The 24,269-nt window shown below is 68.5% G+C and carries 16 protein-coding genes, 1 tRNA gene and 6 pseudogenes; 9 read left to right on the forward strand and 14 right to left on the reverse strand.

The window, feature by feature from the left end; genetic code table 11:
- Positions 1–118: 118 nt before the first annotated feature.
- Positions 119–1,297, reverse strand: a pseudogene (locus B1L11_RS54660) (M48 family metalloprotease); the annotation flags it as partial.
- A 333-nt stretch (positions 1,298–1,630) separates the two neighbouring features.
- On the reverse strand, positions 1,631–2,086 hold the full coding sequence (locus tag B1L11_RS09865; RefSeq protein WP_256862384.1) for a lamin tail domain-containing protein: 456 nt from the start codon (positions 2,084–2,086) through the stop codon (positions 1,631–1,633).
- 258 nt (positions 2,087–2,344) lie between these two features.
- Between B1L11_RS09865 and B1L11_RS09870 the strand changes: the two genes are divergently transcribed.
- The gene (locus B1L11_RS09870) at positions 2,345–2,581 is read left to right on the forward strand and encodes a hypothetical protein (protein ID WP_079314201.1); all 237 of its coding nucleotides are present in this window, start codon (positions 2,345–2,347) and stop codon (positions 2,579–2,581) included.
- A gap of 51 nt (positions 2,582–2,632) precedes the next feature.
- Here B1L11_RS09870 and B1L11_RS09875 read toward each other — a convergent pair whose 3' ends face one another.
- The 12 genes and pseudogenes from B1L11_RS09875 to dnaA all read right to left on the reverse strand — a co-directional run bounded on the left by B1L11_RS09875 (position 2,633) and on the right by dnaA (position 17,964).
- Positions 2,633–3,139, reverse strand: a complete 507-nt coding sequence (locus tag B1L11_RS09875; RefSeq protein ID WP_079314202.1) for a hypothetical protein — start codon at positions 3,137–3,139, stop codon at positions 2,633–2,635.
- A 40-nt stretch (positions 3,140–3,179) separates the two neighbouring features.
- Entirely contained in the window at positions 3,180–3,590 is a 411-nt protein-coding gene (locus B1L11_RS09880; protein WP_143737159.1) for a hypothetical protein, read from the reverse strand.
- Between the two features lie 597 nt (positions 3,591–4,187).
- Positions 4,188–4,803, reverse strand: a pseudogene (locus B1L11_RS09885) (transposase).
- 845 nt (positions 4,804–5,648) lie between these two features.
- A tRNA-Ile gene (locus B1L11_RS09895) sits at positions 5,649–5,725 on the reverse strand.
- Positions 5,726–5,880: 155 nt separating this feature from the next.
- On the reverse strand, positions 5,881–6,582 hold the full coding sequence (locus tag B1L11_RS09900; RefSeq protein WP_256862385.1) for a DUF3566 domain-containing protein: 702 nt from the start codon (positions 6,580–6,582) through the stop codon (positions 5,881–5,883).
- 187 nt (positions 6,583–6,769) lie between these two features.
- Positions 6,770–9,270, reverse strand: a pseudogene (gyrA, locus tag B1L11_RS09905) (DNA gyrase subunit A).
- Between the two features lie 28 nt (positions 9,271–9,298).
- Positions 9,299–11,206 carry a DNA topoisomerase (ATP-hydrolyzing) subunit B gene (gene gyrB / locus B1L11_RS09910; protein WP_372974662.1) on the reverse strand — a complete coding sequence of 636 codons (1,908 nt, stop codon included), beginning with the start codon at positions 11,204–11,206 and terminating at the stop codon, positions 9,299–9,301.
- A gap of 431 nt (positions 11,207–11,637) precedes the next feature.
- Positions 11,638–12,171, reverse strand: coding sequence for a DciA family protein (locus B1L11_RS09915; RefSeq protein WP_079314205.1), 534 nt, complete (start codon positions 12,169–12,171; stop codon positions 11,638–11,640).
- The gene (gene recF, locus B1L11_RS09920) at positions 12,161–13,348 is read right to left on the reverse strand and encodes a DNA replication/repair protein RecF (RefSeq protein WP_079314206.1); all 1,188 of its coding nucleotides are present in this window, start codon (positions 13,346–13,348) and stop codon (positions 12,161–12,163) included. The genes B1L11_RS09915 and recF overlap by 11 nt, the downstream gene beginning before the upstream one ends.
- 228 nt (positions 13,349–13,576) lie before the next feature.
- Positions 13,577–14,521: a phosphogluconate dehydrogenase (NAD(+)-dependent, decarboxylating) gene (gene gnd / locus B1L11_RS09925; RefSeq protein ID WP_079314207.1), complete on the reverse strand. Its 945-nt coding sequence runs from the start codon at positions 14,519–14,521 to the stop codon at positions 13,577–13,579.
- A 104-nt stretch (positions 14,522–14,625) separates the two neighbouring features.
- Positions 14,626–15,764, reverse strand: a pseudogene (dnaN, locus tag B1L11_RS09930) (DNA polymerase III subunit beta).
- Positions 15,765–16,287: 523 nt separating this feature from the next.
- A complete protein-coding gene (dnaA, locus tag B1L11_RS09935) occupies positions 16,288–17,964 on the reverse strand; it encodes a chromosomal replication initiator protein DnaA (RefSeq protein WP_079314208.1) in 1,677 nt (558 codons plus the stop codon).
- A 436-nt stretch (positions 17,965–18,400) separates the two neighbouring features.
- Here dnaA and rpmH point away from each other — a divergent pair, with 436 nt between their 5' ends.
- From rpmH to B1L11_RS09975, 8 genes and pseudogenes are all read left to right on the forward strand, one after another.
- Positions 18,401–18,538 carry a 50S ribosomal protein L34 gene (gene rpmH, locus B1L11_RS09940; RefSeq protein WP_015772801.1) on the forward strand — a complete coding sequence of 46 codons (138 nt, stop codon included), beginning with the start codon at positions 18,401–18,403 and terminating at the stop codon, positions 18,536–18,538.
- Between the two features lie 61 nt (positions 18,539–18,599).
- Positions 18,600–18,977: a ribonuclease P protein component gene (gene rnpA / locus B1L11_RS09945; protein WP_079314209.1), complete on the forward strand. Its 378-nt coding sequence runs from the start codon at positions 18,600–18,602 to the stop codon at positions 18,975–18,977.
- On the forward strand, positions 18,974–19,288 hold the full coding sequence (gene yidD / locus B1L11_RS09950) for a membrane protein insertion efficiency factor YidD (protein WP_079314210.1): 315 nt from the start codon (positions 18,974–18,976) through the stop codon (positions 19,286–19,288). Before rnpA ends, yidD begins: the two co-directional genes overlap by 4 nt.
- Before the next feature lie 4 nt (positions 19,289–19,292).
- Positions 19,293–20,243 carry a membrane protein insertase YidC gene (gene yidC / locus B1L11_RS09955; protein ID WP_079314211.1) on the forward strand — a complete coding sequence of 317 codons (951 nt, stop codon included), beginning with the start codon at positions 19,293–19,295 and terminating at the stop codon, positions 20,241–20,243.
- Between the two features lie 18 nt (positions 20,244–20,261).
- Positions 20,262–20,756, forward strand: a complete 495-nt coding sequence (locus B1L11_RS09960) for a R3H domain-containing nucleic acid-binding protein (RefSeq protein WP_030508592.1) — start codon at positions 20,262–20,264, stop codon at positions 20,754–20,756.
- Positions 20,757–20,934: 178 nt separating this feature from the next.
- Positions 20,935–21,615, forward strand: a complete 681-nt coding sequence (rsmG, locus tag B1L11_RS09965; protein ID WP_079314212.1) for a 16S rRNA (guanine(527)-N(7))-methyltransferase RsmG — start codon at positions 20,935–20,937, stop codon at positions 21,613–21,615.
- A gap of 322 nt (positions 21,616–21,937) precedes the next feature.
- Positions 21,938–22,710, forward strand: a pseudogene (locus B1L11_RS09970) (ParA family protein).
- A 483-nt stretch (positions 22,711–23,193) separates the two neighbouring features.
- Positions 23,194–24,182 (forward strand): annotated as a pseudogene (locus tag B1L11_RS09975) (ParB/RepB/Spo0J family partition protein).
- The last annotated feature ends 87 nt before the right edge of the window (positions 24,183–24,269 follow it).

Below are 24,269 nucleotides of genomic sequence, written 5' to 3' on the forward strand. Positions count from 1 at the left end.
GCGGAGAGTGAGTACGGCCCGGCGCCTGATGACGCGCCGCCGACAGTTCGGCCGATATGGCGTCGATGTCAGCCTCGTCCATGATGATCGCCGCCTCTCGCGGTTTACGTGTATCCATCATCGCGATCCGAAGATGCGTGGGCGGATGGGTCGTGTCGATGGACGACATACGCAGGGCCGATACTCGCAGCCGTCGTAGCCGCTCGGTCTGGGGGACCGAAGCGATGTAATCCCGCAGTTCCTGCCAGAGGTCGAAGTCGCTTTCCTGGTTCAGCGCGCGGTAGAACCCTCCCTTCTGATGCAGGGCGGTCTGACGCTGGAGCAGGGTTTCAACGCTCTCGTGCAGGGCCAGGGCTTCCAGCATCGATCTGGTCGCCGACGACGAGGCCACCCGCGCGGCGAAGTCGTCGGCCAGGTACTCGGCTCGCTGCCCGCTGCGCAGCGTGAGACGGTGCAGCAACAAGAGGACCAGGCTCGTGATCTTATGCGGGATGAACAGCAGCGCCGCGGCGGTGACGGAGGCGAGTGTCGAGATGAGATCCGAGCCCGCACTGACGATCCTGCTCGGATGGGTGACCTCATACCAGTGCGCGAGAGCCGCGGAGGCCGAGTGCAGCCACAGGCTGCGCCGGTTGTCGCCGTTGCGGGCATGCCCGAACTCGTGCCCCAGCAAGGCGACCCGCTCCTGCGGGCTCAGTACCTCCCACAACGCCAGGCCGATCGTGAGGACGGTACGCCGGCGCAGCCCAACCCTGCCGAAGGTCGCGTTGTAATCCGGGGTCACGCGGATCATGTCGGCGGGCCCCACCCCCAGCTCAGCGGCGACCCGATCGGCGAGACCGTAAAGACGAGGTGCCTCGGCCCGGCCCAGCGACCACTCATCCCGCCGAAATCTCCCCAGTCTCGGCCGCAGGGAGAAGGCGACGACCAGCCCCAGCACGCCAAGAACCCGGGCCAGGAATATCCCGTTGATCACGAGCCATATCGATCCGGCTACGAGAAGCACGGTGCCCAGGTGCACCACACCTGCGATGACCATAGCGGCGGCCCCCGCTCGGTCCCGCCCGTGGGCCGGCTCACGGGCACTGCTGACCTCGGCGTACAGCCGTTCGACGGCCGCCCGGTCGGCAGCGCGGCGTCTGTCCTGCCATCGACGCCCTCGCCGGGTGGGCGTGGCGGCCGTCTCCGCCAGCGGGTCGACGTTCCAGTCACATGCCGGGCACCAGGCGCTGAACCGGGGGTCCGTTGAGACGGGGGCGGAGCACGAGGGGCAGATGCTGTCGGACGGGGACGTCATGACGCAGATCTTGCCGAAGAAAGAACGTGTAGCGGGACGAATTTGGGTAACCGCCGTAGATCGTTCGACACCAGGTTCCTGAACTCACCCAGTCCGCCATCCGACCTGGTCCTCTCACCGAAGACGCCTCCCGTTACTGCGACAGGAGTACGCGCTGGTGCGGGTACGGGGTTGGGAGCAGATGGTCGCTCGATAGAGGCGGCTGCGCGTGTCAGCCGACGCAGGCCAGCCCCACACTGGTGAATCTAGGACTGCTCCGATCGCGGAAGGTCTCCGGGCTGTTCCCGTAGAACCGGAAAGGCGCCGCTTGCCCGAGTGGGGGCGGCGCCTTCGTCATGGCGGTTCAGCAGATCTTGTAGTCCACCTTCGTGGAGTTGTATGAGCAGGAGTCCACGAGCTTGCCGGCGGCGTCGCGCAGGGACGCGGTGTCCTGTCGTTGTTCCACACGTAGTTGCCCATGCCCCAGTAGCGGGTGCTGGTGCCGCTCTTGCCCGAGCCCGTGCGAATGGTGATGGTCTTCCTGGCCGGGATGGAGAACGTGGGGAAGGTGTACCGATGGCGGGAGGCGTCGGCGAGGGTCCAACCCGTGACGGTGACCGTCTTGCGTGAGGTGTTCTTGATCCAGACGTACTCGGCGTTCAGGCTGGAGTTGGAACGGGTGTCCGTACCGGGACTGTCGTAGTAGATCTTCGTTATCTGAATCGCCGGGCCGGCCGCGAGCGCGGGCTGCGAGACGACGAGCAGAGCGCCGACCGAGACCGCGGCCGACAGAAGGAAACGAGTTCGCATGGGGGACTCCTGACAGAGCGAATGACAGGAGTGAGGACGGACGACACTGCTGGATGGTTGCCTCGGATCGCTATCTGGAACCCCAGGAACCGCTCGGGGTCCCACAGGAAGACATCCAGGCAGTTCCAGCCGATCGGTATAAAGATCTTCCACTCGGTGTGGATTTGTCTCCCGCCGCCCCTCTCGCGGCCGTCCGGGGGATAAAACTACACCTCTCACATCTCAGGAAGTGATCATGACCAGATAGCGTTTACTCACGTGAACACGCTCCCCGAACCCCAGTTGCACGATGGTTGGCGGATCCTGCGGAGCGATGCCGGACGACTGTGGGCGACCCGCGAGCGCCCCTTCGATCTCGCAGCCGAGAGGGCAGGCGCCTTCCGTACCGTCGATGGCGACGACCTTGCGCAACTACACGCCGAAATCGCGCAGCAGGAACGTACCGCTCACGCGGCTCTGTCGGGCAGCGAAGGCACCGCCAGAAGTGACGCGTGACTTACGCAGGTCAGCGGGCCGCTCCTGACGTTCCTGGAGTCAAACTAGCGATCAGCGCAGCGACTGTCGGCGTTGATCCCATGCATCGAGGAGTTGGCGTACCCGCTCAGAGGACAGCCCATGGTGAGCTTGGCGACCGTAGGCGAGAGGGCCGCCGGTCTCAGTGAGCCAGAGGTGCGTGTCGCGGACAGTCGCCGCGATCGATCGGCATACCAGGCCAGCCGCCAATGCCGCCGCCGAGTCCACCTGCCATGTTCCCAGGGGAGTCCGCCACAGGGGGATCTCAGTCCACTGTCTTACGTCGTGCTCGACGAGGAAGGCGTCGTCCACCCAGGTCAGTTCGGCCGCCGAGCTCGTGACCGTCTTGCAGGCGTCGAGCATCTCCCCGAAGGTCGCCCGGCTCTTCGGGGCGGTGACGTTGAAGGTCCCTGTCGTGCCCTGCTCAAGGCAGCTCAGCGTGAAAGCGGTTAGATCACGGATGTCAACGGGCTGGATCGGCTTGGCCGGCTGGCCCGGAGCCAGGACTCTGCCACCTTGTGCGCCGCTGGTAGCGCGCACCGCTACGGACGCAGCTACACGACCTCGACACGCGTGCTGGTTACGGGTAGTTGACCCATGGGCTATAGGCGGTCGCGATTACATATCCGCCACTCCCGCTACTCTTATTCCAAAGTTCCACCTTGTTCCGCACGCTGCCGCTGCTCCCGAAAATGGAGGCGTAGCACGGAACGGGGCCATTGTGTCCGATCGCCGGTGTGTAGACGTTATCCACAACCTGGGAGCGGCCGTCGGCGTGCACGAGGACCTCGTGGTAAAACTCGCCATGGCCGCTGTACTGCGGAACGATGCTGTTGATGTAGAAGTCGGGCAGGAGCATCTTGTCCGACCCGCGGTAGCTGATGCACACGCTGATGTTCCAAACACCCAAAACGTTGGTGATGGTGCAGCCGCCGCCAGTCGCCGCCGACGCCGGATTAACGGCGATTCCCAGCCCCAGGATCGCGGTCACAAGGACCACCAGGGATTTGAGCACGCGTTGTCGCCACGCTGGTCTCGTCACTGAACCTCCTGTTGCTCTTTACGTCGAGTTCCCGTCGTACTCAGAGGGCCAGGAGCGTGAGGCCGCGGATCTCGTTGCGGCCTGATGAAGGTGTCTTTCACCTTCCTCCTGGAGCTCTCAACTGCACCGTTAGCGAGGTGGACCAGACGCCTCCACAACCATTGGCGTTTGCGGTTGTTGCGTAGCTGTTGCACCTTTTTCGCTCGATTCACGTGAAGTGAACACGATCAAGGAGTGATGGTCAAGAGGTCCGGATGTAAGTCAGTATGAAATGGCCGACCATAATTAATCCCGCTATGTCACGGACGATGACGGTGTGTTGACGTACGCGGCGGGTGTCACGAGCAGGTTGATGGCCGCCACCGGCTTGCGGCAGTGCGGGCAACTCTGCACCGGCGCAGTCCGCCAGGGGCAAGTACGTCAGCGGCACCGCCGGTCACCAGCTCGCCGATTTCCCGGCGACAACCGAGACCAGCGCAGCTTCGGCTACTGGCTGACCCTCATCCTCGCCGAGTGCCTGCGTACTAGGGCCTGTATCAAAGTCGGTCAGAGCCATTCGTTGATCGCGGCGACGAGGACCGTGGCTTCGTAGCGCACGGCGAGTTTGTCGTAGCGGGTGGCCACCGCGCGATGGCGTTTGAGCCGGTTGATACCGCACTCGACCGCGTGGCGCTGTGTGTAGACCTCGGGGTCGAAGGTGGGCGGCCGCCCGCCCTTGGATCCCTTGGCCCGGCGGTTGGCGTCCTGGTCAGCCTTGCTCGGGATAGTCGCTTTGATGCCGCGCCGCCGCAGGTAGGCGCGGTTGGCCGTGGAGGTGTAGGCCTTGTCGGCCAGGACGCGGTCCGGGCGCGTGCGGGGACGTCCCCCGCCCAGGCGGGCACCCGGATACCGCCGATGACCGCAGTGAACTGCGGGCTGTCCCCGCGCTGCCCGGCGGTCAGCACGATCGCCAATAGCGGCGGAACAGGGCGTACACCGCCGGCCAGGATCCGTAACAGGCGGGCACATCCCGCCAGGGCGCACCGGCCCGGACCCGCCAGCGGATCCCGTCGATCAACTGCCGTCTGCTGAACGACGACGGCCGCCCTGCGCGTTTCGGCGCAGGTAGCAGCGGTTCCAGCACCGCCCACTGCGCATCGGTCAAGTCGAACCGCCGCGTCACCGCTAAGGTGGCCAACGAGGTCTCCGGTATTCAGGTTGTTCTTGGTCGATCAACCCTCTTACCGGAGGCCTCGTTCGTTGTCGATCTCCCACGCGCACACAAGCTTCAGAGCGGCGGGGCCGCCACAGCGGACTTTGATACAGGCCCTAGTCGGCCCGGCGCCTCCGCCCTGGTCTTCTGCGACTGGCGCCAGCTGCCAGCTACCAGCGACGCCCTACAGGCCCCGGCTGGATATGGCGGGGAATCGTGCCCTGGCACAAGCCGATCAGCCGTCCCCAGCGCGACGGCTTCCGACGCGAGTGCGAGTACGTGCTGTGGGGCAGCCATGGCCAGCCGCGCCGGCACGCCGAGCCGCTCTACCTTCCCGGCCTGGTCCACGGCTCTAGCCGCGCGGCCGCGGCCGCGTACACATCACGCAGAAGCACAGGCGCAAGCGCTGATCGAGAGCAGTCCCGACCGTCCCCGCCTCGTAGCCGACTCCCTCTCCGGGCAGGAGAAGCGGTTTCGGAGGCAGCTGCGCAAGGTACGTGGACCGAACCGGCCTCGCTCCGGCGGTGATCTCTCGATCCAGGAAGCGTCGCAAGAGAGTCCTCGGCGAATCCAACCCCTGTGTAAGGCTCACATCACGGAACGTACAGGGTGGCTATGACATTGCCAGTGATGCCGTTCATGACCTCACGGGCGTTCAACCCCATCCGCACGCAGGGAAGATCGGCTGCCAGGACCTGTCGATGTGGATCGATGTCTGCTACCTGGTGCCGGACGCCCGTGATGGCGAATCGATGGCAAACGATCAAAAGGCCAGATCCCGAATCTTGGGAACTGGCCTCTGAGCTGGTACTTCGTGGTGGGGCTACCAGGACTTGAACCTGGGACCTCTTCCTTATCAGGGAAGCGCTCTAACCGACTGAGCTATAGCCCCGCACCGCGCAACGAACGTTACCGCATCCCGTTTCCGGTGGCGAATCCGTCGTTCCGAACGAGGAAAAGCTTACCGTGTCCGGGCCCGTGGTCGTGCCATCGAGGCGCATCCGTACGGCGGGCCGCTCGCGTGGGCGGCCTGCCGTACCGGTAGGGTCACTCGGCTTCGCTGAACGTGACCTCAACACCGCCCACGAGGTCCGCGGAGATGTTGTAGATCACGGCGCCGAGCGTGGACAGCGCGGTGATGAGCACGACGTTCAGCGCGCCCAGCAGGGCCGCGTACCCGAGGATGCGGACCGGCTCGAACCAGCTGCCGATGTCGATGGTGCCGGCCCCGGCGCCACCGGCGCCGCTGGTGAGCTGGTTGACGGTGTCGGTGATCGAGGAGAAGACGCCGAGTGCCGACAGCACGCCGTACAGCACGGCGACGGCCACGAACAGCACGACGAAGCACACCAGCGACACGACGAAGCTGAACTTCATCGCCGACCACGGCTCGATCCTGCGCAGGACCAGGTGGGCCTTGCGCGGCGGACGCACGCCGAGCTTCTTGTCCTTGTCCTTCTTGGAGGACTCGGGCCGGTCCCCGGCCGGGCCGAAGTTCAGGCCGCGTACGGAACCGCCGTCCACCGAGGGCCGGCCGTTGTCCACAGACGGACGGACGTTGTCCACAGGGGGTGTGGACGCACCGGCGCCGGTGGGCCGGGGGTACTGCGCGGTCGCCCCGCCGCCGTCGGACCTGCTGCCGTTGTCGGACGCGCCGTCCGTGGCCGTCTGCCGCTTCCATGGCTGGTCAGCGGCCGAGGTCCGGATGCGCATGGTGTCGTCGGCCTTCGCCTTGTCGGCGGCGGTCACGTCATCTCCTTCGGAAGCCACCTTGGCGACGCTACCGCCATCGTGCGCCCGCGCGGTAACCCCGTTCGGGGGCGACGCCGGGCGGGCGCCCGTGGGTCTCTGCTTGCTGCCGGGTGTCCGCGGCCCACCGGTGTCGCTCATGCCACACCCTCACCCGGTGCGCACTCGCGGATGACGACTCGCTCGCTCATGCCTCGTCTCCTGCCCCGTTCTCCTCGGTCTCCAACGACTCGGCGTTGCGAGCGAGGGCCACAACGCTGTCACCCTCGGCCAGGTTCATCAGGCGGACGCCCATGGTCTGGCGGCCCGACTGCTTGATCTCGCCGGCGCTGGTACGGATCACCCCGCCGGCAGAGGTGATCGCGAAGACCTCGTCCTCGGGACGCACCATGACGGCTCCGACCAGCTTGCCACGAGCGCTGACGATCTTCGCCGTCAGTACGCCCTTGCCGCCCCGGCCCTGGACCGGGTACTGGTCGGCGGGTGTCCGCTTCGCATACCCACCCTCGGTCGCGATCAACACGTCATCGCCGTCGCTCATGACGTTCATCGCGAGAAGTTCGTCACCGTCCACGAACCGCATGCCGATCACACCGCTGGTGGCGCGGCCCATCGGGCGCAGCGCCTCGTCCGACGCGGTGAACCTGATCGACTGCGCGTTCTTGGACACGAGCAGCAGGTCGTCACCCTCGGAGACGAGACGTGCGGCGATCACCTCGTCATCTTCGCGCAGATTGATCGCGATCAGGCCACCGGATCGCGGCGAATCGTATTCGGAAAGCCGCGTCTTCTTCACCAGACCGCTACGGGTCGCCAGCACCAGGTAGGGCGCGACGTTGTAGTCCCGCAGGTCGAGGATCTCCATCACGTGCTCGTCGGGCTGCATGGCGAGCAGGTTGGCCAGGTGCTGGCCGCGGGCGTCCCGGCCCGAGTCCGGCAGCTCGTACGCCTTGAAGCGGTAGACCCGGCCCTTGTTCGTGAAGGCCAGCAGCCAGTGGTGCGTCGTGGTGACGAAGAAGTGCTCGACGATGTCGTCCTGGCGGAGCTGCGCGCCCCTGACGCCCTTGCCGCCGCGCCGCTGCGCCCGGTAGAGGTCGGTGCTCGTCCGCTTGGCGTAGCCGCCGCGCGTGATCGTGACGACCACGTCCTCCTCGGCGATCAGGTCCTCGATGGACATGTCGCCCTCGTACGCGGTGATCTCGGTCTTGCGTTCGTCGCCGTACTTGGCGACGATCTCCCCGAGCTCGTCCGACACGAGCCGGCGCTGCCGGGGCTCGGAGGCCAGGATGTCCTGGTAGTCGGCGATCTGCGCCATCAGGCCGTCGTACTCGTCCTGGATCTGCTGCCGCTCCAGCGCGGCCAGCTTGCGCAGCTGCATGTCCAGGATGGCCTGCGCCTGGACCTGGTCGATGTCCAGCAGCGTCATCAGGCCGCCCTGCGCCTCGGCCGCGGACGGCGACCGCCTGATCAGGGCGATGACGTCGTCGAGCCGGTCGAGCGCCTTGAGCAGACCGCGCAGGATGTGGGCCGCTCCTCCGCCTTGCGCAGCAGGAACCGGGTCCGCCGGACCACGACCTCGATCTGGTGCGTGATGTAGTGCCGGACGAACTGGTCGAGCCGCAGCGTCCGCGGCACGCCGTCCACCAGCGCGATCATGTTCGCGCCGAAGGTGGTCTGGAGCTGGGTGTGCTTGTAGAGGTTGTTCAGCACGACCTTGGCGACCGCGTCGCGCTTGAGCACGATCACCAGCCGCTGGCCGGTCCGCGAGGACGTCTCGTCGCGGACGTCCGCGATCCCGGTGATCTTGCCGTCCCTGACCAGCTCGGCGATCGTGAGCGCCAGGTTGTCCGGGTTCACCTGGTACGGCAGGGCCGTGACGACCAGGCACTGCCGTCCCTTGGCGTCCTCCTCGACCTCGACGACGGCCCGCATGATGATCGACCCACGGCCGGTGCGGTAGGCGTCCTCGATGCCGCGACGGCCGACGATCAGCGCGCCGGTCGGGAAGTCGGGGCCCTTGACCCGCGCGAGCAGCCCGTTGAGCAGCTCCTCGTCGGTGGCCTCGGGGTTGTCGAGCGCCCACTTGACGGCCTCGCCGACCTCACGGAGGTTGTGCGGCGGGATGTTCGTCGCCATGCCCACCGCGATGCCGGCGGACCCGTTGACCAGCAGGTTCGGGAACCGCGACGGAAGGACGACCGGCTCCTGCGACCGCCCGTCGTAGTTGGGCTGGAAGTCGACGGTCTCCTTGTCGATGTCCCGGAGCATCTCCATGGCGATCGGCGCGAGGCGGCACTCGGTGTACCGCATCGCGGCGGCCGGGTCGTTGCCCGGCGAGCCGAAGTTGCCCTGGCCGTCGACGAGCGGGTAGCGCAGCGACCAGGGCTGCGCGAGCCGTACGACGGTGTCGTAGATCGACGTGTCGCCGTGGGGGTGGTAGGAGCCCATGACGTCGCCGACGACGCGGGAGCACTTGAAGTAGCCGCGGTCGGGCCGGTAGCCGCCGTCGAACATCGCGTACAGCACGCGGCGGTGCACGGGCTTGAGGCCGTCGCGGACGTCGGGCAGCGCTCGGGACACGATGACGGACATCGCGTAGTCCATGTAGCTGCGCTGCATCTCGGCCTGGATGTCGACCGGCTCGATGCGATCGGCGGGGGGCCCAGGCGGCGTGTTCACTTCCGTCACGAAAAGTCCTTCTGGTTGGCCGCGCTGCTCAGACGTCGAGGAACCGGACGTCGCGGGCGTTGGTGATGATGAAGTTCCTGCGGGCCTCGACGTCCTCACCCATCAGCACGCTGAACAGGTCGTCGGCCTGGGCGGCGTCGTCGAGGGTGACCTGGCGCAGCACCCGGGTGTCGGGGTTCATCGTGGTGTCCCACAGCTGGGAGGCGTTCATCTCGCCCAGACCCTTGAACCGCTGCACACCGTCGTGGAGGCGGGGGTCACGCCGGCCGCGGGCGACGCCGTCCTCGATGATCGCATCCCGCTCCCGGTCGGAGTACGCGTACGAGGCGTCCTCGCCCTTGCGGTCCCACTTGATCTTGTAGAGCGGCGGCTGGGACAGGTAGACGTGCCCGGCCTCGATCAGCGGGCGCATGAAGCGGAACAGCAGCGTCAGCAGCAGCGTGGTGATGTGCTGGCCGTCCACGTCGGCGTCCGCCATCAGGATCAGCTTGTGGTAGCGCAGCTTCGAGATGTCGAACTCGTCGTGGACGCCGGTGCCGAGAGCCGTGATGAGCGCCTGGACCTCGTTGTTCTTGAGGACCTTGTCGATCCGGGCCTTCTCGACGTTAAGGATCTTGCCGCGGAGCGGGAGGATCGCCTGGAACTTGGGGTCGCGCCCGCCCTTGGCCGAGCCGCCGGCCGAGTCGCCCTCGACGATGAACAGCTCGCACTTCTCCGGCTCCGACCACTGGCAGTCGGCCAGCTTGCCCGGCAGGCCGCTGCCGCTCTCCAGCAGCGACTTGCGCCGGGTGAGGTCGCGGGCCTGCCGCGCCGCGATGCGGGCGCGGGCCGCCTGGAGCGACTTGTTGATGATCTCCTTGGCCTCGCCCGGATTGCGCTCGAACCAGTCACGCAGGTGGTCGTTGCAGGCCTTCTGGACGAACGACTTCGCCTCGGTGTTGCCCAGCTTGGTCTTCGTCTGGCCCTCGAACTGCGGGTCGGCCAGCTTCACCGAGATGATCGCGGCCAGGCCCTCGCGGACGTCGTCGCCGCTGAGGTTGTCGTCCTTGCCCTCCTTGAGGAACTTCTGCTCGCGCGCGTACCGGTTGACGATGGTGGTCAGCGCCGCGCGGAAGCCCTCCTCGTGAGTGCCGCCCTCAGCCGTGTTGATCGTGTTGGCGAACGTGTAGACCGACTCGGCGTAGGAGGCGTTCCACTGCATGGCGATCTCGACCGAGATGCCGTCGCCGTGCTCCTCGAAGTCGATCACCGAGTTGTGGATCGGCTCCTTCTTGGAGTTCAGGTGCTTGACGAAGTCGGACAGGCCGCCCTCGTAGTGGTAGGTGACCACCTTGGCCGCGCCGTCGATGATGTGGTCGGGCCGCTCGTCGGTCAGCGTGATCTTCAGGCCCTTGTTGAGGAAGGCCATCTCCTGGAATCGGCGCGCGAGCGTCTCGAAGTTCCAGGCGGTCGTCTCGAAGATGGCCGGATCGGGCCAGAAGCTGATCGTCGTGCCGTGCTCGTCGGTCGGCTCGCCCTTCTCCAGCGGGGCCGTCGGCTTGGCCGTCACGTACTTCTGCCGCCACACGTGGCCGTCGGTGCGGACCTCGACCTCCAGGCGCGTCGACAGCGCGTTGACGACCGAGGCGCCCACGCCGTGCAGACCGCCCGAGACGGCGTACGACTTGCTGTCGAACTTGCCGCCAGCGTGCAGCACGGTGAAGACGACCTCGACGGCGGGCCTGCCCTCGGCGGCGACGATGCCCACGGGAATGCCGCGTCCGTGGTCCATCACGCGCACGCCGCCGTCGGCGAGCAGGGTGACCTCGATCAGGTCGTTGTAGCCGGCCAACGCCTCGTCGACCGCGTTGTCGACGATCTCGTAGACGAGGTGGTGCAGCCCGCGCTCACCGGTGGAACCGATGTACATACCGGGGCGCTTGCGGACCGCTTCCAGCCCCTCGAGAACGGTGATAGAGCTAGCGTCGTAGGACAAGTGCGAAATCCTCCTGCCGCGGACACGCGGCGGGCGGCACCGTGGATTGGCTGCCCCTGCCGTGCCCGTCACCGTCGTGAGTGCCCCGATGCGCACACCCAGGGAAACCGGCCCATGGGACCGGGGTGACGCAAACCGGACGTGTCCTTGAGTCCGTTTACATTCTACCGGTCCGACGGACATCAGGTGGCATTCACGGGGGCTGTGGTGCCCTGTCGCTTGACGATCATGTTTCTGAGCACCCCCCACACGGAATGGGGGTCGGAGCCTCAGACGCGATTTTGGGCCGGTTCGGGGTCTCCTCGGGTCGGTTCTGAGCTCGCCGCGAGCTCGTGCGAGCCCCCGGGAGACGGCGCCGACGCCGGCCCCGGAAGGCGCTCGCCCCCCGGTGCTCAGCCGTACGTGTCGCCCGGGCCGCGACTCCCGCGTACGCGCAGGCCGCCCTCCGGGCGGTGACCCGCACCGGGGCCGTGCACCTTCACACGTGTCACGGTGCCGTCGCCGAGCTCCTCGTTCAGCCGTCTGACCAGGGTGGACGCGAGGAGCCTGACCTGGGTCGCCCAGGCGGTCGAGTCGGCGGCGACCACCACCTCACCGTCCTCGAAGCTCTCCGGCCTGGTGTGCGCGGCCAGCTCGGGGCCGACGATCTCCGCCCAGCGGCCGAACACCCCGCCCACCGCGACCGGCTGCTCCCATCCGCGGGCGGCGAGCAGGTCGCGGATCGCCCGGCCGAACGGCAGCGGGTCACCGGAGTCGCGCCGCGAGGCACCCGAGCCGGAGCGGCGACGCGGCTCGGTGCGGGGGAGCTGCCCCCGCTTCAGCGCGTCGGCCTTCGCCTGGGCCAGCTTCTCCCGCGCCAGCGCGGCACCCCGCGCGACCGCGCCCTGCGGGGACTGTCCACCGCCTGTGGATATCTCATCGGACACGGGTCACATTCCCTTCCATCACGTCGAACCGGGCGCCGGCCAGCTCGGGCGGCACGTCGTCCGGCACCGCCGCCGTGATGAGCACCTGCTCGGCCGGGGCGACGATCTCGGTGAGCCGCCTGCGCCGCTGGCCGTCCAGCTCGGCGAAGACGTCGTCCAGGATCAGCACGGGGTCGCCGCCGTCGGCCCGCAGCAGGTCGTAGGCGGCCAGCCGCAGCGCGAGGGCGAACGACCACGACTCGCCGTGGCTCGCGTAGCCCCGGGCCGGCAGCTCGCCCAGCCGCAGCAGCAGGTCGTCGCGGTGCGGGCCGACGAGGGTCACGCCGCGTTCGAGCTCCGCCTGGCGCGCCTCCGTGAGGCCCGCCCGCAGGTGCTCGGCCAGTAGTTCCCGGTTTGTCCCCAGGGTGGGGATATCTGTGGATAACCCCGACAGTCGGTATTCGAGATCGGCGAGTCCCGACGACGGCGCGAGAGTGGCGTACGCCTTGGCCACGAGCGGACGCAGCGCGTCCACCAGGCGCAGCCGCGCCGCCAGCAGTTCCGCCCCGTGGCTCACCAGGTGGGAGTCCCAGACCTCGAGCGTGCTCAACACGTCTCCCGCGCCGGCGGCGGCGAAGGCCGCGTCGTCCTCCTGCCGCCGGCCGCCGCGCCGCCGTCCTGCCCGCGTCGCCGCGGCCGTACGCAGGAGCGCGTTGCGCTGCTTGAGCACGCGCTCGTAGTCGGCGCGCACGCCCGCGAACCTGGGGACACGGGCGACGAGCAGGTCGTCCATGAAACGGCGGCGCTCGGACGGGTCGCCCTTGACCAGGGCGAGGTCCTCCGGGGCGAACAGCACGGTCCGCAGCAGGCCGAGGGCGTCGCGCGGACGGGGGACGGGCGAGCGGTTCACCCTGGCGCGGTTGGCCCGGCCCGGGTTGATCTCGATCTCGATCAACGCGCGGCGGTCGTCCCTGACCACCGCCGCGCGCACGATCGCCCGCTGCGCGCCGTGCCGTACGAGCGGCGCGTCGGTGGCCACGCGGTGGCTCGAATGGGTCGCGACGTAGCCGAGCGCCTCGACCAGGTTGGTCTTGCCCTGCCCGTTCGGCCCGACGAACGCCGTCGCCCCGGGTTCCAGCACGAGTTCGACCTCAGGGTAGGACCGGAAGTCGGTGAGGGACAGGCTCGCCACGTGCACCCCGCCAGGCTAGTGCCGGTGCCCGCCCTTCGTGTCCCGGCCGCGGCGGCTGTGGAGAAACGGCGCGCTGTGGAGAAACGGGTGGGTGCGGGGTGGTTCGTCCACAGCCTGTGGAGGATCGACGCCGCCGGCCCGCGGTCAGGCAGCGTCACCCGGACGAGGCCCCGACATCCACACCCTTGTGGACGAATCCAAGGCCACGCGTGGACGCCGAGGTCCGGCCGCGCGTCAGCGCTCGGCCTCCACGGGCGGGGTGACGTCGGCTCCGGGGGAGTCGGCGCCCTTGCCGGTCTGGCCCTCGGCCGAGGCGACCGCGTGCCCGCCGAACTGGTTGCGCAGCGCCGCGACCATCTTCATCGACGGGGAGTCGGCCTGGCGCGAGGCGAAGCGGGCGTACAGCGCGGCCGTGATGGCCGGCAGGGGCACGGCGTGGTCCACGGCGGCCTGGACCGTCCACCGGCCCTCGCCGGAGTCCTCCGCGTAGCCCTTGAGCTCGGCGAGGTCGGGGTCCTCCTCCAGCGCCCGCACCAGCAGGTCGAGCAGCCAGGAGCGGATGACCGTGCCGTGCCGCCAGCTCTTGAACGTCTCGGGGACGTTGGTGACGACGTCGCTGGCCTCCAGCAGCTCCCAGCCCTCGGCGAAGGCCTGCATCATGCCGTACTCGATGCCGTTGTGGACCATCTTCGCGAAGTGGCCGGCGCCCACGCTGCCCGCGTGGACGAAGCCGTCCTCGCCCTCGGGCTTGAGCGTCTCGAAGATCGGCATCAGCCGGCGGATGTGCTCCTCGTCGCCGCCGGTCATCAGGGCGTAGCCGTACTCCAGTCCCCAGACGCCGCCGCTGACGCCCACGTCGACGAAGCCGATGCCGTGGGCGCCGAGTTCGGCCGCGTGCCGCTGGTCGTCCAGGTAGTGCGAGTTGCCGCCGTCGATGACGATGTCGCCCTCCGACAGCAGGTCGCGCAGCTGCTCGACCGTGCTCCGCGTCGGCGCCCCGGCGGGGACCATGACCCAGACCGCACGCGGCGCCTGAAGCCTCTCGACGAGGTCCTTCAGGCTGCCGACGTCGCTGATGGAGGGATCGCGGTCGTAGCCGACGACCTCGTGGCCGCCGCGCCGAAGCCGCTCGGCCATGTTCCCGCCCATCTTGCCGAGCCCGATCATGCCGATCTGCATCTGAGCCACCCCTCAACCTCTGCGTCGTCCACCGAGGCACGCGTACCCATGCATCAGGGGTCCATGCCCGCAGGAGATCGTACGCCCGGGGTGTCGGAGGCGCGTCAGCTGGACAAGCGGATGGGCATGATGAGGTAGCGGTAGTCCTCGCTCCCCCCGTCGTCCACAGGCTTGCCCCCGGTGAGGATGGCGGGCTTGGTGGGAGTGGTGAACTGGAGCCGCGCGACGTCGGAGTCGATCGCCCCCAGGCCCTCCAGCAGGAACTGGTGGTTGAAGGCGATGTTGATCTCGTCGCCGTCGAACTCGACCGGCAGCGCCTCCACGGCCTGCGCCTCGTCGCCGCTGCCTGCCTCCAGGACGACCTCTCCGCCGCGGAAGGCCAGCCGTACGGGGGTGTTGCGCTCGGCGACCAGCGCGACGCGCTTGACGGCCTCGACGAACGAGGCTGTGGACAGGTCCGCGCGCGCGGAGAACTCGGTGGGCAGCAGCGAGCGGTACTTGGGGAACTCGGGGTCGAGCAGCCGGGTCGTCGTCCGCCGTCCGGAACTGGAGAACCCGATCATGCCCTCGCCGGTGCCGCCGGCCGAGCTCAGCGCGATCTCCACCTCCGCGCCGGTGCCGCCCAGGGCCTTGGCCGTGTCCGCAAGCGTACGGCCGGGGATCATTGCCACGGCCTGGAAGTCGGGCTGCTCGGGCTGCCACTTCAGCTCGCGTACGGCGAGGCGGTAGCGGTCGGTGGCGGCGAGGGTCACGGTGTCGCCCTCGATCTCCATCCGTACGCCGGTGAGCATCGGGAGGGTGTCGTCCTTGCCCGCGGCGACGGCCACCTGGCCGACGGCGGAGGCGAACACGTCGCTGCCGACCCGTCCGGCGGCGGGGGGCATGGCCGGCAGGGAGGGGTAGTCCTCCACAGGCATGGTGAGAAGTGTGAACCGGGCGCTGCCACAGGTGACGACGGCCTTGGCTCCGTCCACAACCAGCTCGACCGGCTGTGCGGGGAGGGCGCGGGTGATCTCGGCGAGGAGCTTGCCGGAGACGAGCACCACACCTGGCTCTCCGGTCTGCACGTCGAGGGTCACCTCGGCGGAGACCTCGTAGTCGAAGCCGGAGAGCTTCAGCCGCTGGTCGTCGGTCACCTCCAGCCGCATGCCGGCGAGCACCGGCACCGAGGGACGGGCCGGAAGCTCCGTGCCGTCCACGCCACGGCCTCGGCGAGCACGTCGCGATCGATCCGGAACATCACGTGGATCAGCCTCCTGGGTGTCGCTGCTTCGTCAAGTCTTCACTCTCCCGCACCTGTGTGCCTCCAGAACCCCTTCTATGGTTCTTGAGTTCTTAGGGAGAGAGATACAAGTCGTCTCATTAGGCAGTGTGGATATGTGGATGTCGAGCATTTTCGCAGCTCAGCGGAGCTGATTCATCCACTGCCGGTGTGGGGGAAACGTGGACGGACCCCCTGTGGACTGTGGGCGGTCCCGCTGTCCCCACACCCGTTCCCCAGGCGAAGGGCCCTCTGTCCACGAGTAATCCACGATGTTTCCACCGGTTGTCCACGGGGTAAATGGGACAGCTGAGCTGTGTGTGACGAGTACGCACAGGGCGTCCCCAGCTCGTCCACGGGTATTCCCCAAGCCATCCCCAGCTTCTCCCCAAAGTTTTCCCCAAGTAGGGACGGCGCGTTGGCGGGCCGGAGAGGGTGGGGGTAACGCACGGAGCCGCCGCCGAGGGCGGCATTTTTGATCCACAGAGTTATCCACAGCTGTGTACTAAGCGTTGCGTGCGCGCTGCTTGATCCGTGTCGTCAGCTCGTTGACCTGGTTGTACATCGAGCGCCGCTCGGCCATGAGCGACCGGATCTTACGCTCCGCGTGCATCACCGTGGTGTGGTCGCGCCCGCCGAACTGCTGGCCGATCTTCGGCAGGGACAGGTCGGTCAGCTCGCGGGCCAGGTACATGGCGATCTGGCGGGCGGTGACCAGGGCGCGCGAGCGTGAGCTTCCACACAGGTCGTCGAGCGAGACGCCGAAGTACTCGGCGGTTGTGGACATGATGAGGGAGATGGTGATCTCCGGGCTCGCGTCCTCGCTGATGAGGTCCTTGAGGACGATCTCGGCGAGCTGGATGTCCACAGACTGCCGGTTGAGGCTGGCGAACGCGGTGACCCGGATCAGCGCGCCCTCGAGCTCGCGGATGTTGGTCGCGATGCGGCTGGCGATGTACTCCAGCACGTCGGGCGGCGCGGCCAGGCCCTCCTGGATCGCCTTCTTGCGCAGGATCGCGATGCGGGTCTCCAGCTCGGGCGGCTGGACGTCGGTGATCAGCCCCCACTCGAACCGGTTGCGCAGCCGGTCCTCCAGCGTCACGAGCTGCTTGGGCGCCCGGTCGCTGGAGATGACGATCTGCTTGCTGGCGTTGTGGAGGGTGTTGAAGGTGTGGAAGAACTCCTCCTGCGTCTGCTCCTTGCCCTCGAGGAACTGGATGTCGTCCACGAGGAGGATGTCCACAGCCCGGAAGCGGGAACGGAACCCGTCGGCCTTGTGGTCGCGGATGGAGTTGATGAAGTCGTTGGTGAACTCCTCGGAGCTCACGTACCGCACCCGGGCGCCGTCGTACAGGCTCTGCGCGTAGTGGCCGATCGCGTGCAGCAGGTGGGTCTTCCCCAGCCCCGAGTCGCCGTAGATGAACAGCGGGTTGTACGCCTTGGCGGGGGCCTCGGCGACCGCGACGGCGGCGGCGTGCGCGAAGCGGTTGCTCGCGCCGATGACGAACGTCTCGAACGTGTACTTGGCGTTCAGCCGGGCCGGCTCGCCCGAGGTGCGGCCGCCGCGGGCGTCCCAGCGGTTCTGCCCCGCGCCGGGCACGGGACCCGGCACAGGTGGTCCGGGCACAGGACCGGGCAACGGGCCAGGGACCGGCTCGGGCTTGGGCGCGGCGGGCGGCTCGGGGGAGTAGCCGCCGGGCCGCTGCGGGTGGTCCGGCGGGGACATGTGCTGCGGAGGCTGTGGATACTGCTGGCCCTGTGGATAGTGCGGCGCGTGCGGCTCGGCGTCGCGCCGGATCGGGCCGTCCTCGCCTAAGGGGAAGCGCGGAGCCTGGGGACGGGCCTGTGGATAATCTGTGGACGGCACCTGTGGACGATGGTCGGCCGGCGGTGCCGCGGCGGGGTCGGAGGCGGCGGGCAGGCCGGCGCCGGGATCCACCATCACGGCGATCCGCACGGGCCGGCCGAGCTCCTGCGACAAGGCGTGCACGATCAGCGGGCGCAGCCGTACCTCGATGACCTCCTTGGCGAAGTCGTTGGGGGCCGCCAGGAGAATCGTGTCGTTGATCAGGCCGGAGGGCTGCGTCATCTGGAGGAACGCGCGCTGCTGCCCCGAGACGCCCTCGTCGAGCAGGGTCCTGAGCGCCCGAGCCCATACAGCGTTGAGATCGACGCCTTCCATGGCTCGGCCCCTCCTCTCGTTACGCGGCCCCGCTCGCCCGCCGCGATCCGTGTCGTTTTCTCAGTCCCGTACGCCTCGCCGCACCGGCCCTCGTCCGGCTGCCATCCACATATGATCCACATGATGTGCACAGCCCGTGCATCCTCCCCGGGCACATTCACGCTGATGGGGGGAAGGGCCGGACGGCCGACGGTAGCGGTGTGCGCAACCTGCGTTCAAGGCGTTGTCCACAGCCTAACGGGCCATGGTCGCTCGCCGTACTCGCTTGCCGTCACGGGTGCCGGTTTGACCTGACGTACCGTGGGCCCGTAACGTGTCCCGGTCGGCTAATCACGCGACGGCTTTTTCGCATGCCCGCGCATCTGACGAGCCGTGACCTTGGAATGTACCGCGCCCGCGGAACGCCGCGGACGTACCTGAAGCCTGGAGCCCACCCGTGAGCAAGCGTACTTACCAGCCGAACAACCGTCGCCGCGCGAAGACCCACGGCTTCCGGCTGCGCATGCGCACCCGGGCCGGCCGCGCCATCCTGGCCGCGCGCCGCCGCAAGGGCCGCGCCGAGCTGACGGTCTGACGATCAGACGCCGCCCGCCCGTGCCGAGCGGAGCGGGCGGCCGTACGTCGAGGAAGGCCCGGTGCTGCCGTCCGCGTCCCGCATGCGGCGGGGTGACGAGTTCGCCGACGCGATTCGCCGTGGGCGGCGCGCCGGGCGCCCCACCCTGGTCGCACACCTGAACCTGCGTGACGCCGACGAGCCACCGCTGGTCGGCTTCGTCGTGAGCAAGGCGGTCGGTGGCGCCGTGGTGCGGAACCAGGTCAGGCGCAGGTTGAGACACCTCGTGCGGAGCCGTCTGCCGCTGCTGCCGAGAGGTAGCCTTCTGGTGGTACGCGCCAATCCACCGGCCGCGTCCGCGCGCAGCGAGCACCTGGCCGCCGAACTCGACGTCGCGCTGAGTCGTTTACTCCGGCGGCGCGGGTCCGATTCCCGGACCCCGACGGATGGACGGTCATGACAGCGCAGCAACCGACCCCGGCCGTGGTGCCCGGGGAGGCCGATCGGCCCGCGACCGGGCCGGTCGCACGTGTGCTGCTCGCGATCATCCGGTTCTACCGCGCCTTCATCAGCCCGATGCTGGGGCCGAGGTGCCGGTTCGAGCCGTCCTGCAGCGCCTATGGTCTGGAAGCCGTCGCCGTTCATGGAGCGGCGCGCGGGGTATGGCTGACCGTCAGGCGTATCGGACGGTGTCACCCGTTCCATCCTGGAGGTTTCGACCCGGTGCCCCCACGCCGAGTCCGGTCTCACGACGAAACGCAAGGGAGCTAGCTCGGTGGAGCTGCCATTCCTGAACTGGCTGTATACGGCGGTGGCCTGGGTGATCACCCAGATCCACGCCGGCTACAGCACTTTCATCCCCTCGAGCAGCGGTCTCAACTGGGCGCTGACCATCATCACGCTGACCGTGCTGATGCGTCTGCTGATCTTCCCGCTCTTCATGAAGCAGATGCGCTCGTCGCGCAAGATGCAGGAGCTGGCGCCCAAGGTCCAGGAGCTGCGCAAGAAGTACAAGAACGACAAGCAGCGCATGAACCAGGAGGTCATGCGGCTGTACCAGGAGGCCGGCGCCAACCCGCTCGGGGGCTGCCTCCCGATCGTCGCGCAGTTCCCGATCTTCATCTCGATGTTCACCGTGCTGCGGGCCATCGCCGAGGACCGGGCCGTTTTCGGTATGACCAAGGAGCTGGTGAACAGCGCGCGTGCCGCGCACGTCATCGGCGCACCGCTGGCGGCGAAGTTCTTCGACAGCGCCGAGGTCATCAGGAGTCTCGGCGCCCAGCCGGTGATGACGAAGATCGTTCTCGCCTGCTTCGTGGCCGTCAGCTCGTGCACCACGTTCCTCACCGTCCGGCAGAGCGTGAAGCGCTCGATGGCGCAGATGCCGGACAACCCCATGGCGCAGCAGCAGAAGATCCTCATGTACATCTCGCCGCTGTTCGCCGTCTTCAGCCTGAACTTCCAGCTCGGTCTGATCCTGTACTGGGTGACCACCAACCTGTGGACGCTCGGCCAGCAGCACTGGTTCTACAGCCGTCATCCCATGCCGGTCGTGGACGAGAAGGGCAACGTCACCACTCCCGAGCCGACGAACGGCATCTTCACCAAGCTGGTGGGAAAGCCCAAGGCGCCGGCGCAGCCTGAGCCGGAACCGGCCCCCAAGATCGTCCGTCAGCAGCCGACGCGCCAGCCTCGAAGCAAGCGCACCGGCAGCAAGAAGTCGTAGGAGAAGGAGAGTCCGGACGTGACCGAAGCTGAGGAGACCCTCAAGCCTGCTCCCGACATCGAAGCCCTGGAACAGGAGGGCGAGATCGCGGCGGACTACCTGGAGGGCCTGCTCGACATCGCCGACCTGGACGGCGACATCGACATGGACGTCGAGGGAGACCGCGCGGTGGTCTCGATCGTGGGCATCAAGGGCGACGAGCTCGTGGGTCCCGGCGGGGAGGTGCTGGAGGCGCTGCAGGAGCTGACGCGCCTGGCCGTGCACCGCCAGACGGGGGAACGTTCGCGGCTCATGCTCGACGTGGGCGGTTATCGGGAGCGGCGCCGCGCCGAGCTCACCAAGGTGGGCGCCGCGGCGGCCGACGACGTCAAGCGCACCGGTGAGCCGAAGGCGCTCAAGCCGATGACGCCGTTCGAGCGCAAGATCGTTCACGACGCGGTGGCCGCGGCAGGCCTGCGCAGCGAGTCCGAGGGCGAGGAGCCCCGCCGCTTCGTGGTGGTCCTGCCCGCCTGACCGCTTTTCACAGTTCCGACGCGGGGAAGCCGCCGGTCCCGACCTCCGGGACCGGCGGCTTTTCCGTCCTGTACGTCCCTTCCTCGCCCTGCCCCTCAGGCCGGGTCCGCACGGCCGGCCGTCGCCGAGGGGGAAGGACGGTTACCCTTGGCCGAGAGCGTTCCTGGATGAGTGAGTGATGACGGAGAGCAACGAGCTGCCCGAGGCGCCCCCGGTGGCGCGGGAAATCTTCACCGGTGAGGCGTTGGAGCGGGCCCGGGTGTTCGCCGAGTTGCTCGCCGGGCCGGGTGTGGTGCGGGGACTGCTGGGGCCGCGCGAGGTGCCCCGCATCTGGGACCGGCACCTGCTGAACTGCGCGGTCGTGGAGGAGGCGGTCCCGCCGGACGCGACTTTGGTCGACATCGGTTCGGGCGCGGGCCTGCCCGGCCTCGTGCTCGCGATCGTCCGCCCTGATGTGACGGTGACGCTGCTGGAGCCGCTGCTGCGCCGCACCGTGTTTCTGTCCGAGTGCGTCGAGGCGCTCAAGCTCGACAACGTGGAGGTGCTGCGCGGGCGGGCCGAGGAGCTCGCCCACAAGCGCGTCTTCGACGTGGCGACGGCGCGGGCGGTCGCGCCGCTCGACCGTCTGCTGTCGTGGTCGATGCCGCTGCTGCACGAGGGCGGGGAGTTGCTCGCGATGAAGGGGGAGCGGGCACAGGAGGAACTGGACGCCGCCCGCCCCCAGTTGGAGTCGTTCGGCGTGAGGCACGTCGAACTGGTCACAGTGGGGCGCGGTAGGGTCGAGCCGCCCGCGACCCTCGTTCGCGTCGTCGCCGGACGGTCTCCGCGAACGGACGCGCGGAGGCGACGAAAGAGGTGAGCCGGTGGCGGACGCCGGATCAGGCGGTGTGACAGCGGGCCTGGGTTGGCCGGAGACTCGGCTCCCCCTACGCTGGGAGATCGCGACAGCAGGCCGGTCCTCCGGGGTGGGCTGGCCTCGTCCCCCTGTCTCGCCGGTCGAAAGGACGACGACCGTGTCCCAGACCCCCCTTAACTCTGGCGATTCGCCGCTGGTACGAGAGGCACTGAGTTCTGTGGTTTCACGTGAAACAGCCGCCGCGCCCCCGCAGGCGGCTGCGCCTTCCGTCGGTTACTCGACGCGCGACGAGGGGGCCTGGCCCCGGCCTTCCCGGTGTCGCGTGATGACGGTGGCCAACCAGAAGGGCGGCGTGGGGAAGACCACCACGGCCGTCAACCTCGCGGCGGCGCTGTCCATGCACGATCAGCGCGTTCTCGTGGTCGATCTCGACCCGCAGGGCAACGCGTCCACAGCGCTGGCGACGGAACACCGGTCGGGGATGCCGTCGGTGTACCAGGTCCTCGTCGACGACATGCCGCTGTCGCAGATCGTGAAGCCGGTCCCCGACATGCCGAACCTGTACTGCGCTCCCGCGACCCTCGACCTCGCAGGCGCGGAGATCGAGCTGGTTCCGATGGTGGGCCGGGAGACCCGCCTGCGGCGGGCGCTCGCCTCGTTCGACGCGATGGAGTTCGACTACATCCTCATCGACTGCCCGCCGTCGCTGGGCCTGCTGACCGTGAACGCCATGGCGGCGGCCCAGGAGGTGCTGATTCCCATCCAGTGCGAGTACTACGCCCTGGAGGGGCTCACCCAGCTTCTGCAGAACGTGGAACTGGTGCGGGCGCACCTCAACCAGACGCTGTCGGTCTCGACCATCCTGCTCACGATGTACGACGGCCGGACCCGCCTCGCCTCTCAGGTGGCCGAGGAGGTGCGCTCCCACTTCGGCGACACCGTGCTCGACGCCGTCATCCCCAGGAGCGTCCGCGTTTCCGAGGCGCCCAGCTACGGCCAGTCGGTCATGACGTACGACCCGGGATGAGCGGCGCACTGGCGTACATGGGCGCCGCTCGCGAGATCGCCTACCGGGCGGCGGCCCTCACCGGCGCCTGACCGGGTAACGGCGGCACCCCGGACGGTGCCGCGCGGGAGACAGCGGGTGTGCGGCGAGACGTCGCAGGTACCCGGTCACAGGCTTCGGCCCTCGGGACGCGTGGTGCTAGAGGCGTCATGACGTCGAGGCGTGATGCGCGTGGGCCGTGGCAGCTTGAGTGTCAGGGCTCCGCAGGTGCCGGCTTGTGGATGCCACGGCTTTGGGGCGTCACGGCATTCGGACGTCACTGCGCCGGGCAGAAGCTCCGGTCCTCGCGAAGCCCGCTCCGCTGGGCCTTCGCTGCGGTCCTCGCTCCCGCCCGCCCCGCTCCTTACGCCCGGCCCCGTGCCGGGGTCTGAGGGTGGGGCGTGCACGGCTGAAAGCGCGGAGACTCATGGCGGGGCTTCGCAGCGGTACTCTCTCCTGGTGTGCGTGCCGGTGCCCAGTGACCCCGAGTCGCTGGGCACCGCCTTCTGTGCGGGTGCGGGTATGAGGGAGCAGCGGTGAGCCAGCAGCGTCGGGGACTGGGCAAGGGTCTTGGGGCTCTGATCCCCACAGGACCGATCGTCGATCCGGCGTCCGTGGCGAGCGCTCCTCCGCCCGCCGGTCCGCTGTCGGCCGCGCCGGGGACGGACGTGGCCGGCCTGCGTCCGGTCGAGGGCGCCTACTTCCAGGAGATCGAGGTCGACTCCATCTCCCCGAACCCACGGCAGCCGCGGGAGGTGTTCGACGAGGACCGGCTCGACGAGCTCGCAGCCTCCATCAAGGAGGTCGGCCTGCTGCAGCCGGTCGTCGTCCGCGCAGTGGAGGACGGCCGCTTCGAGCTCATCATGGGGGAGCGGAGGTGGCGCGCCTCGCAGATCGCCGGGCTTGAGCGCATCCCCGCGATCGTCCGGAGCACCCAGGACGACGAGATGCTCCGCGAGGCGCTGATCGAAAACCTTCAGCGGGAGCAGCTGAACGCGCTGGAGGAGGCGGCGGCCTACCAGCAGCTTCTGGACGACTTCGGCGCCACCCACGAGGTGCTCGCCAGGAAGGTCGGACGGTCGCGCTCGCACATCAGCAATACCCTGCGATTGCTTAACCTTCCTCCCGAGGTGCAGCGCCGGCTGGCGGCCGGGGTCATCAGCGCCGGGCACGCGCGGGCGCTGCTGACGCTGAACGACCCCGCCGCCCAGGAGCGGCTGGCTACCCGGATCGTGGCCGAGGGGCTGTCGGTCCGGACGTCGAGGAGATCGTGGCGCTGGGCGAGGCGACGGCGGGGCCGGCTCCACGCAAGCCCCGGGCGAAGAAGCCGACCGCCCCGGCGCTTCGCGACCTGGCCGATCGACTCTCCGACCACTTCGAGACGAAGGTGAAGGTCGATCTCGGCAGCCGGAAGGGGCGCATCGTGGTGGAGTTCTCCACGATCGACGACCTGGAGCGCATCATCGACACGATGGCCCCCGACGCGGCCCACGCGATGCGCACCAGGGGCATCACGACGGAGTAACCGCAGAACCTGCAGTAGCACAGGCGGCTAGCCACCGGTTTCACGTGAAACATCGCGCCAGGGCCTACTGGCGAGGGCCACCGCGCC

This window comes from Microbispora sp. GKU 823 (genome assembly GCF_002027145.1).
In the GTDB taxonomy this organism is placed as follows: Bacteria; Actinomycetota; Actinomycetes; order Streptosporangiales; family Streptosporangiaceae; genus Microbispora; species Microbispora siamensis.

Coding starts and splice junctions, on each gene's coding strand:
- dnaA (WP_079314208.1), bottom strand. CDS start 17,964: ATGGAAGGCGTCGATCTCAACGCTGTATGGGCTCGGGCGCTCAGGACC.
- rsmG (WP_079314212.1), top strand. CDS start 20,935: ATGACGGAGAGCAACGAGCTGCCCGAGGCGCCCCCGGTGGCGCGGGAA.
- B1L11_RS09865 (WP_256862384.1), bottom strand. CDS start 2,086: ATGCGAACTCGTTTCCTTCTGTCGGCCGCGGTCTCGGTCGGCGCTCTG.
- gnd (WP_079314207.1), bottom strand. CDS start 14,521: ATGCAGATCGGCATGATCGGGCTCGGCAAGATGGGCGGGAACATGGCC.
- yidD (WP_079314210.1), top strand. CDS start 18,974: ATGACAGCGCAGCAACCGACCCCGGCCGTGGTGCCCGGGGAGGCCGAT.